Origin of the sequence: Paenibacillus sp. FSL R10-2199, from assembly GCF_038000235.1 — a bacterium.
GTDB lineage: Bacteria > Bacillota > Bacilli > Paenibacillales > Paenibacillaceae > Paenibacillus_AQ > Paenibacillus_AQ phytohabitans.
Genome location: NZ_JBBOBO010000001.1, coordinates 1,725,721 through 1,734,948 on the forward strand (window position 1 = coordinate 1,725,721; position 9,228 = coordinate 1,734,948).

The following is a 9,228-nucleotide window of genomic DNA, read 5'->3' on the forward strand; positions in this document are numbered from 1 at the left end:
GGGGGTGTAGCGTAAAATGGCTCGTATAGCTGGAGTGGATTTGCCACGTGATAAGCGCGTTGAGATCGCCTTGACTTATATTTTCGGAATCGGTAAAACGACTTCCCAGAAAATTCTTAATGAAACAGGCATTGACGTTAACACACGTGTCCGTGATTTGACGGAAGATGAAGTCAGCAAACTGCGTGAAACGATCGACAAGCAGGTTAAGGTTGAAGGTGACCTTCGTCGTGAAATTTCCTTGAATATTAAACGTCTTACTGAGATCGGCTGTTACCGCGGTGTTCGTCACCGTCGTGGATTGCCTGTTCGCGGTCAACGTACCAAAACAAATGCCCGTACCCGTAAAGGCCCGCGTCGTACGGTAGCAAACAAAAAGAAATAAGAAGAGGTGATAAGAGACAATGGCTAAACCGAAAAAAGTCGTACGTACGAAACGTCGCGACCGGAAAAATATCGAGTCTGGCGTGGCACATATCCGTTCCACGTTCAATAACACTATCGTTACGATCACGGACCCTCACGGAAATGCAATTTCCTGGGCAAGCTCCGGCGGTCAAGGATTCAAAGGTTCCCGTAAATCGACTCCATTTGCAGCGCAAATGGCAGCCGAATCTGCTGCTAAAGCAGCTATGGAACACGGCATGAAGTCCGTTGAAGTTATGGTTAAAGGACCGGGCGCGGGCCGCGAAGCAGCCATCCGTTCCCTTCAGGCCGCTGGCCTTGAAGTAAACCTCATTAAAGACGTTACTCCGGTTCCTCACAATGGATGCCGTCCGCCGAAGCGTCGCCGCGTTTAGTAAAATCAGAATTGTGATTGTGGTATAATTCTGACGCATCTGCTAATAATAGGTGTTTAGGCATACTACATGATACACCTGATGGGGTGACTGTTTCATATAGGAGCGACGTTTGAAGGAGGGGTACACTCGTGATAGAAATCGAAAAGCCGAAGATTGAGACCGTAGAAGCCAATGATGATGGAACCTATGGGAAATTCGTAATTGAACCGCTGGAACGTGGATATGGCACGACTCTGGGGAATTCGCTTCGCCGGATCTTGCTTTCCTCCCTTCCGGGAGCCGCAGTGACTTCGGTCCAAATTGACGGCGTTCTGCATGAGTTCTCGACCGTTCCCGGCGTAATGGAAGATGTGACGGAAATCATCCTGAACCTTAAAGCTCTGTCTCTGAAGATTCATTCGGATGAAGAGAAAGTGTTCGAGATTGATGCTGAAGGAGAAGGCATTGTTACCGCAGGTGATATTCGTGCGGATAGCGATGTTGAGATCCTGAACCCGGATCTTCATATTGCAACGCTGGGACCTGGAGCGAGACTACACATGCGCATTTTTGCAGGCCGTGGTCGCGGCTACGTCCAAGCGGACCGGAACAAACGCGACGATCAGCCAATCGGTGTTATTCCAGTTGACTCCATCTACACTCCTATTTCCCGCGTGAATTATGGTATTGATAATACCCGTGTTGGTCAAGTGACTAACTACGACAAATTGACGCTTGAAATTTGGACGGATGGCAGTATCAGACCGGAAGAAGCCGTTAGTCTTGGAGCCAAAATTTTGAACGAGCACCTCGTTCTGTTCGTAGGTCTTACGGACGAAGCGAAAGACGCCGAAATTATGGTTGAAAAAGAAGAAGACAAAAAAGAAAAAGTACTCGAGATGACCATCGAAGAGCTAGATCTTTCTGTCCGTTCCTACAACTGCCTCAAACGTGCCGGTATTAATACCGTGCAAGAGCTGACTACGAAAACTGAAGAAGATATGATGAAGGTCCGTAACCTGGGTCGCAAATCTTTGGAAGAAGTTCAAGAGAAGCTTGAGGAGCTTGGTTTGGGTCTTCGTACAGAAGAATAGTTATAGGGCTTCTTGAGATTTGAGTGAAGGAGGGAAAACAAATGGCATACCAAAAATTGGGCCGTGATTCCAGCGCGCGCAAAGCACTATTCCGCGATATGGTAACGGATCTGTTCCTATACGAACGCATCCAGACAACAGAAGCCAAGGCGAAGGAAGTTCGTTCCATCGCTGAGAAACTGATCACAAAAGCGAAAAAGGGCGATCTTCATGCTCGTCGTCAAGTAGCAGCATTTGTTCGTCGTGAGACTGTAGACGGTGAACAAGATGCAATCCAAAAATTGTTCTCTGATATTGCTCCTCGTTACACTGAGCGTCCAGGCGGATACACTCGTATCCTGAAGCTGGGACCTCGCCGTGGCGATGCTGCGCCTATGGTTTATCTTGAACTGGTAGACCGCGCGTAGTTTCACAAGCATGATTTCCGGATGTACGCATTACGTATTTAACGTTATTGTACTGCAGGGCATTTTGACCCTGCCGTGCAAATAACCGCGGGAATCACCTTGTATAGAGTAGAAGGAGCTCCCGCCGGGGCTCTTTTTTTATGAAACAGAAAAACCTATGGACTAACAGGAGAATGAAATGCGCAATCTATTGATGAAAGTCAATTATGACGGTACCCATTATGATGGCTTTCAGACCCAGCCTCAGGGCAATACGATTCAGGACAAGCTGGAGCATGCCATTCTTCATCTGACCGGTGAGACGCTCAAGATAACGGGCTCAGGACGGACAGACGCAGGAGTGCACGCTTATGGCCAACCTTTTAATTTCATAACCTCTTCCCAGATCCCGCTGGAACGCTGGTGTCTGGCTCTGAACGCCAGGCTTCCGCAGGATATCGTGGTTACCGAGGCCTGGGAGGTTCCGCTCTCTTTCCACTCCCGTAGAGGAGCGAAGCGTAAAACCTACCGGTACACGATTAACGGCAACCGGTTCCCGGATCCGTTCCAGCGGCGCTGGCAGCATCATCATCCGATGAAGCTGGATATTCCGGCGATGGAGCAGGGGGTGGCTGGGCTGCTGGGCACCCATGATTACACTTCATTTGCGTCCAGGAAGTCTACCAAGACTTCGCATGTACGCACGATATTTGAAGCACGTCTTGAGGTGGACCGCAGCATGTGCCGGCCCGGGTCTCCCGATCAGGGTGTTATCCATACGTATATTACAGGCAGTGGCTTCCTGCAGCATATGGTACGCATAATTATGGGCACGCTGATGCAAGTGGGGCAAGGCAAGATCAGCGCGGATAGAATCCCTCTAATTCTTGCGGCATGTGACCGCGCGGCAGCCGGACCTACAGCTGTGTCTAAGGGTTTGGCACTCTGGAGTGTAGAATATGATGAGAATGAGAACTAAACGATCAGCACAATATTTTCTATGAAAAATAGTGTTTGAAAAGTTAAAAATCACTTGCACTTGTCATGTTTATGCTGTAATATAAAAGTTGTGTTTTCTTGATGGCTATCCCACAGCCCCGATCAAGGAAATGCCAACAAACAAGCTTTTCTTAACTCACATAATTGTAATCCAATGAGAAAAAAGATATACGAAACAGATGATTTTCGTACGAGAACAAGGAGGAAACATTCATGCGTACCACCTATATGGCGAAGCCGAACGAAGTTGAACGCAATTGGCACATCATTGATGCCGAAGGCAAAACACTTGGCCGTTTGGCAAGCGAAGCCGCTGCTCTAATCCGTGGCAAACACAAACCGCAATTCACTCCACATGTTGATACTGGAGATTTCGTAATTGTTATCAACGCTGAGAAGATTCACCTGACCGGTAAGAAAATGCAAAACAAGAAATACTACCGTCACTCGATGCACCCAGGTGGTTTGAAAGTCACTGTTGCTGAAGACCTGATCAAAACCAAACCTGAGCGTATGATTGAATTCGCAGTTCACGGCATGATTCCTAAGACTCGTCAAGGGGATCACATGAAACTGAGACTCAAAGTATATGCAGGCGCTGAACATCCACATGCAGCACAAAAACCTGAAGTTTACGAACTTCGCGGATAAGAATAGAGGAGGACAGTTTCATGGCACAAGTACAATACTATGGGACAGGTCGTCGTAAACATTCGGTAGCACGTGTTCGCCTTGTACCGGGTGAAGGACGCATTGTCATTAACAAACGCGAGATGGACGAATATTTCGGTGTAGAAACACTGAAGATGATCGTAAGACAACCTTTGAACCTGACTGAAACTCTAGGCAACTACGATGTAATCGTTCTTGCACATGGTGGCGGCATTTCCGGTCAAGCTGGCGCAATCCGTCACGGTATCTCCCGTGCATTGCTTAAAGTAGACCCTGAATATCGCGGTGCGCTGAAGAAAGCCGGCTTCCTGACTCGTGACCCACGTATGAAGGAACGTAAGAAATACGGCCTCAAAGCCGCTCGTCGTGCTCCACAGTTCTCGAAACGTTAATATCTGTCTCCTTGTTATCAAGGAACTCAAGCTCCTGGCCTTTATGGCCGGGAGCTTTTTTAGTACGCCCAGCATGGGCGTCATCTTTAGGGTGAAAGTCCCGAACGGGGGCTGGCGAGCGCCTACCGTTAGCCAAGGGCAAGGGTGTCCACCGTGAGGTGGAATCTGAAGGAAGCCGGAGGCAAAAGCACGGGCCAAGGTACACGAACTGGATTTGAGGCTGTGTCAGTCGGATGAGTCACCTAAACATGACGAAATCCAAAGCCGCCAAGGGCTGGCGCGGTATACTCCAGTGGTCGCGGGCAGACAGATGACGTTCTTATCTGGGGAGACCTGTCAGATAAGCAAGAAAAAAAACTTGTAACCGTAGCTGAGAGGCTGCGCTGAACTGGCAGGAGTCAGCAGAAGCCATAGTACGTAAGCTGTTGCAACAATTTACGGAAGGGCTGAACCGAAAGGAGAGAGGAAAGCGATGCGTTCGCATGAAGAGCAACGACAGCAGAATATCTCGCAAGGGAGCTTGCGGCAAAGAGAAGCGGTGAAGCCGTCAGGGTATGCCGGAGCGCCGAGTTCTTCGTCGGCACAAGTCGTCCCTTCCTCTCGCGAAGACCAGAACAACTTGCTGGAGCAAATGCTCAAAGGAGATAACCTTCGACTCGCTTACAAACGAGTGGTGCAAAATGGAGGAGCGCCCGGTGTGGACGGTGTAACGGTAGCGAATCTACAAGTTTACCTGAATACGCACTGGACATCGGTGAAAACTGAACTTCTGACGGGAACTTACAGACCTGCGCCAGTCAAACGGGTGGAAATCCCCAAACCTGGAGGCGGTGTACGGCAGCTAGGCATCCCGACTGTGATGGACCGTTTCCTCCAGCAAGCACTTTTACAAGTCATGAACCCGATCTTTGACGCACAATTCTCGTGGTACAGCTACGGCTTTCGGCCGGGGAAGAGCGCGCATGACGCCGTTAAACAAGCCCAAAGATATATCCAAGGCGGCCTCAGATGGGTCGTGGATTTGGATCTGGAGAAATTCTTTGACAAGGTAAACCACGACATGCTAATGGCAAGAGTGGCGCGGAAAGTGGAGGACAAAAGAGTGCTGACGCTAATCCGTGCTTACTTAAACGCCGGAGTTATGGTGGATGGAAAATGGGAGCGTAGCCGGGAGGGAACGCCACAAGGCGGTCCGCTTAGTCCGCTTCTAGCAAACATTCTATTGGATGATCTGGACAAGGAACTGACCGGGCGAGGTTTGCGATTCGTACGCTACGCGGACGACTGTAATATCTTTGTGGCGAGTAAACGAGCAGGCGAGCGTGTCATGGAATCGGTAAGTCGGTTTGTAGAAGGAAAGCTAAAACTGAAAGTAAACGGGGAGAAAAGTGCGGTAGCGAGACCTTGGCACCGAAAGTTCTTAGGATTCAGTTTCCTGAGCCAGAAACAGGCAACGATTCGGATTGCTCCGAAGAGTCTCGCAGCTTTTAAAGGGAGAATTCGAGAGCTAACGAAACGTACCTGGTCCATTTCCATGGAAGAAAGGATTTACCGACTGAACCGCTATCTGATGGGTTGGCTCGGTTATTTCCGTCTAGCCTCGGCGAAGACACACTTCCAAACACTGGACCAGTGGATTCGGAGGAGACTTCGAATGTGTCTGTGGAAACAGTGGAAACGAGTACGTACACGAATCCGCGAGCTTCGAGCACTCGGGGTTCCAAAGTGGGCTTGTTTTAAGATGGCCAACTCGCGGCGAGGCGCGTGGGAAATGTCCCGGAACACGAATAACGCCCTTTCGACTTCCTATTGGGAAGCAAAAGGGCTGAAGAGTTTACTTTCACGCTATCTGGAACTTTGTTAACCTTTTGGAACCGCCGTATGCGGACCCGCATGTACGGTGGTGTGAGAGGACGGGGGCTTGCCGCCCCCTCCTACTCGATTTGTTTATATCACCAAAATATTAAATTCCCGAATACTTTATTCCAAAATGAACAAAACCCATTGACTTCGGCACTGAAACAGATATACTATACCATATAGAATTAGTCGGGATTAATCTCTCAGAGGATTCGATCTTGGCTATATCCGGATGGAGGAAGATTAAATGAATCTGCTTGAGAAAGAGGATTTAATCAAAGTTAAAGCTGAAGAATTGGAGAATGCCACTCCCGAAGAGATTATCCGCTGGGCGGTAGAGACTTTTCCTAATATAACCTTTGCCTGCAGCTTTGGTGCCGAGGATGTAGTACTGGTGGATATGATCCAGAAGGTCAGCCCGTCGACAGATGTGTTCTATCTCGACACCGATTATCATTTCAAGGAAACCTATGAGACAAGAGATATTATGGCTGACAAGTACGGAATGGAGTTCGTCCGTGTATCGCCGCAGATTACAGTGGAAGAGCAGGCGCTGCAGTATGGTGAGGCGCTTTGGAACACTGACCCGAATCAATGCTGCGCCATCCGTAAGGTTGAGCCGCTCACGCGTATTCTTTCGCAATACGACGCTTGGATTACCGGAATTCGCCGTGACCAGGCGCCAACCCGCGCCAACTCCAAAAAGGTGGAGTATGATAACAAATTTGGCCTTGTAAAGTTTAATCCGATTGCAAGCTGGACCACAGAGGATGTATGGAATTATATCCGCGAGAATGATGTAGTCTATAACCCGCTTCATGACCGTAACTTCCCTAGTATCGGCTGTGAGCAATGCACCCGGGCTGTTATGCCTGGTGAAGATCCACGTGCCGGAAGATGGTCCGGATCAGACAAAACAGAATGTGGATTGCATAAATAACACACTAGCATTGCACACAGGAGGAGAGAACAAGGATGACTTCAATACTTCCTCATGGAGGAGCGCTGGTTCAGCGTATAGCAGAGGGTGTGGAGAGAGAACAACTCTTGCAGCAAGCCTCAGCCAATAAATCAATTGCTCTCAATACATGGACTTTATCTGATTTGGATTTGATTGGTGTAGGTGCATTTTCGCCGCTTACTGGTTTCTTGAATGAAGCGGACTACCATTCTGTGGTCACTAGCATGCGTCTGGCAGATGGAACTGTATGGAGCATTCCTATCACACTCGCTGTTGATGACAAGCAGGCGGCATCCCTTGCAGTGGGTGACAGAGTGTCGCTGATTGGTGAAGAAGACGGTGTAATCTACGGACTGCTTGATATTGAGAGTATTTACGAAGTGGATCAGCAGCTTGAAGCGCAGAATGTTTTCAAGACAACCGATCCAGAGCATCCTGGCGTAAGCAAACTGCTCGCCCGTCCGGCAACTTATGTAGGTGGTCCTATAACTGTACTGAACCGGCCGCAGCCTGAGAAATTCGGTGAGTTCTATTTCGACCCTGCCGAGACCCGTCAGATCTTCGCGGATAAAGGCTGGAGAACCGTTGTGGGCTTCCAGACACGCAATCCGGTGCACCGCGCTCATGAGTACATCCAGAAGTGCGCTATGGAGGTTGTAGACGCCCTGTTCCTGAATCCGCTTGTAGGTGAAACCAAGTCTGACGATGTGCCGGCCAACGTGCGGATGAAGAGTTATCTTGCGCTGCTGGAGAATTATTATCCGGAGAACCGCACATTCCTCGGTGTATTCCCGGCGGCAATGCGTTATGCCGGCCCGCGTGAAGCGATATTCCATGCGATGGTGCGCAAGAATTACGGCTGCACACATTTTATTGTCGGTCGTGATCATGCCGGTGTGGGTGACTACTATGGCACTTACGAAGCCCAGGAGATCTTTGCGAACTTTACCGCCGAGGAACTTGGCATTACGCCATTATTCTTCGAACATAGCTTCTTCTGTGTGAAATGCGGCAACATGGCCTCCAGCAAAACCTGCCCGCATCCGGGTGATCAGCATTTGACGCTCTCCGGAACTAAGGTACGGGCACTTCTTCGCGACGGACAATGTCCGCCACCTGAATTCACGCGCCCCGAAGTGGCGCAGATTCTGATTGAAGGCATGTCTCCGGAAGTTTCGGTCCAAGCTTAAACAGCCAGTACTATTTGGCCCTCTTGTCCCATATAGATGAGTAGAATCTATCGGGACGAGGGGGTCTTTGTTATGTCTGGAGGGCAGCAGCATAAAGTCTCGGTCTGGATCTCTTGGAGCAGCATCAAAAAAAGCCTCATGGGCACTGCATTACTCGCTGTGATGATCGGTATTATTGCTTATGATATGCCGACTGCCAAGACGATCAATTATTGGAGTCTGCCGCTTTCCGGCAAGGTAATTGCCATTGATGCTGGCCACGGGGGGCCGGATGGCGGTGCAGTGAGCCGTGAGGGGCTGATTGAGAAGGATATCAACCTTTCGGTGTCCCTTTATTTGCGCGACTATCTGCAGCAGGCGGGAGCTATTGTAGTAATGACCCGGGAAGGGGATTATGATCTGGCCCAGGACAGCACCAAAGGGTATGCCAAGCGCAAGACGGAGGATCTGAAGCAGCGGGTCAGAAGCATCGAGGAGAAGGGCGCCGATCTGTTTATCAGCGTACATATGAACAGTATTCCTTCGAACCGCTGGAGCGGAGCACAAACCTTCTATTATCCAAGCAATGAGGGCAACAAGGCGTTGGCCGGATTGGTACAGGATGAGCTGAAGGCTACCCTTGAGAATACAGACCGTGTGCCCAAGACTGCGAACACCATTTATTTGTTAAAAGTATTAAAGATGCCTGCTGTCTTAGTTGAGGTAGGGTTCCTATCCCATCCTGAGGAATCCGTTCTGCTTGGAGACGATGTGTATCAACGGAAGGTGGCAACCAGTATCTACCGGGGGATCCTGCGGTATACCTCTGAGCAGCCATAGGGTGGGACTACTCTTCCGCCGGAGGGTAATGCTATAATAGACGAAAATACCGGAGCTTACCCGTCCGGGAAGG

11 protein-coding genes are annotated in these 9,228 nt (G+C 49.6%); all 11 read left to right on the top strand.

The genetic code is table 11. The features are described 5' to 3' along the window. The first annotated feature begins 16 nt into the window (after window positions 1-16). The 11 genes from rpsM to cwlD all read left to right on the top strand — a co-directional run bounded on the left by rpsM (window position 17) and on the right by cwlD (window position 9,155). Window positions 17-385 carry a 30S ribosomal protein S13 gene (gene rpsM / locus NYE33_RS07615; RefSeq protein ID WP_025706577.1) on the top strand — a complete coding sequence of 123 codons (369 nt, stop codon included), beginning with the start codon at window positions 17-19 and terminating at the stop codon, window positions 383-385. 19 nt (window positions 386-404) lie between these two features. Beyond that, entirely contained in the window at window positions 405-800 is a 396-nt protein-coding gene (gene rpsK, locus NYE33_RS07620; RefSeq protein ID WP_019908251.1) for a 30S ribosomal protein S11, read from the top strand. 131 nt (window positions 801-931) lie between these two features. Beyond that, complete coding sequence (locus tag NYE33_RS07625) at window positions 932-1,876, top strand: DNA-directed RNA polymerase subunit alpha (protein WP_039298711.1); 945 nt, start codon at window positions 932-934, stop codon at window positions 1,874-1,876. A gap of 41 nt (window positions 1,877-1,917) precedes the next feature. After that, on the top strand, window positions 1,918-2,283 hold the full coding sequence (gene rplQ, locus NYE33_RS07630) for a 50S ribosomal protein L17 (protein ID WP_019908254.1): 366 nt from the start codon (window positions 1,918-1,920) through the stop codon (window positions 2,281-2,283). Between the two features lie 178 nt (window positions 2,284-2,461). Beyond that, window positions 2,462-3,241 carry a tRNA pseudouridine(38-40) synthase TruA gene (truA, locus tag NYE33_RS07635; protein ID WP_341065317.1) on the top strand — a complete coding sequence of 260 codons (780 nt, stop codon included), beginning with the start codon at window positions 2,462-2,464 and terminating at the stop codon, window positions 3,239-3,241. A gap of 233 nt (window positions 3,242-3,474) precedes the next feature. Beyond that, window positions 3,475-3,912 carry a 50S ribosomal protein L13 gene (gene rplM / locus NYE33_RS07640; RefSeq protein ID WP_042140128.1) on the top strand — a complete coding sequence of 146 codons (438 nt, stop codon included), beginning with the start codon at window positions 3,475-3,477 and terminating at the stop codon, window positions 3,910-3,912. A 20-nt stretch (window positions 3,913-3,932) separates the two neighbouring features. After that, entirely contained in the window at window positions 3,933-4,325 is a 393-nt protein-coding gene (gene rpsI / locus NYE33_RS07645; RefSeq protein WP_042140127.1) for a 30S ribosomal protein S9, read from the top strand. Window positions 4,326-4,797: 472 nt separating this feature from the next. Next, window positions 4,798-6,189: a group II intron reverse transcriptase/maturase gene (gene ltrA / locus NYE33_RS07650; protein WP_081969805.1), complete on the top strand. Its 1,392-nt coding sequence runs from the start codon at window positions 4,798-4,800 to the stop codon at window positions 6,187-6,189. A gap of 243 nt (window positions 6,190-6,432) precedes the next feature. Continuing rightward, window positions 6,433-7,125: a phosphoadenylyl-sulfate reductase gene (locus NYE33_RS07655; RefSeq protein WP_039310345.1), complete on the top strand. Its 693-nt coding sequence runs from the start codon at window positions 6,433-6,435 to the stop codon at window positions 7,123-7,125. Between the two features lie 35 nt (window positions 7,126-7,160). After that, on the top strand, window positions 7,161-8,336 hold the full coding sequence (gene sat / locus NYE33_RS07660) for a sulfate adenylyltransferase (protein WP_341065320.1): 1,176 nt from the start codon (window positions 7,161-7,163) through the stop codon (window positions 8,334-8,336). A 72-nt stretch (window positions 8,337-8,408) separates the two neighbouring features. After that, window positions 8,409-9,155: an N-acetylmuramoyl-L-alanine amidase CwlD gene (cwlD, locus tag NYE33_RS07665; RefSeq protein WP_341065322.1), complete on the top strand. Its 747-nt coding sequence runs from the start codon at window positions 8,409-8,411 to the stop codon at window positions 9,153-9,155. Window positions 9,156-9,228: the final 73 nt, after the last annotated feature.

Bases quoted from the DNA above. Each gene is read 5' to 3' on its own strand.
- rpsM (WP_025706577.1), top strand. From the start codon at position 17: ATGGCTCGTATAGCTGGAGTGGATTTGCCACGTGATAAGCGCGTTGAG.
- rpsK (WP_019908251.1), top strand. From the start codon at position 405: ATGGCTAAACCGAAAAAAGTCGTACGTACGAAACGTCGCGACCGGAAA.
- rplQ (WP_019908254.1), top strand. From the start codon at position 1,918: ATGGCATACCAAAAATTGGGCCGTGATTCCAGCGCGCGCAAAGCACTA.
- truA (WP_341065317.1), top strand. From the start codon at position 2,462: ATGCGCAATCTATTGATGAAAGTCAATTATGACGGTACCCATTATGAT.
- rplM (WP_042140128.1), top strand. From the start codon at position 3,475: ATGCGTACCACCTATATGGCGAAGCCGAACGAAGTTGAACGCAATTGG.
- rpsI (WP_042140127.1), top strand. From the start codon at position 3,933: ATGGCACAAGTACAATACTATGGGACAGGTCGTCGTAAACATTCGGTA.
- ltrA (WP_081969805.1), top strand. From the start codon at position 4,798: ATGCGTTCGCATGAAGAGCAACGACAGCAGAATATCTCGCAAGGGAGC.
- NYE33_RS07655 (WP_039310345.1), top strand. From the start codon at position 6,433: ATGAATCTGCTTGAGAAAGAGGATTTAATCAAAGTTAAAGCTGAAGAA.
- sat (WP_341065320.1), top strand. From the start codon at position 7,161: ATGACTTCAATACTTCCTCATGGAGGAGCGCTGGTTCAGCGTATAGCA.
- cwlD (WP_341065322.1), top strand. From the start codon at position 8,409: ATGTCTGGAGGGCAGCAGCATAAAGTCTCGGTCTGGATCTCTTGGAGC.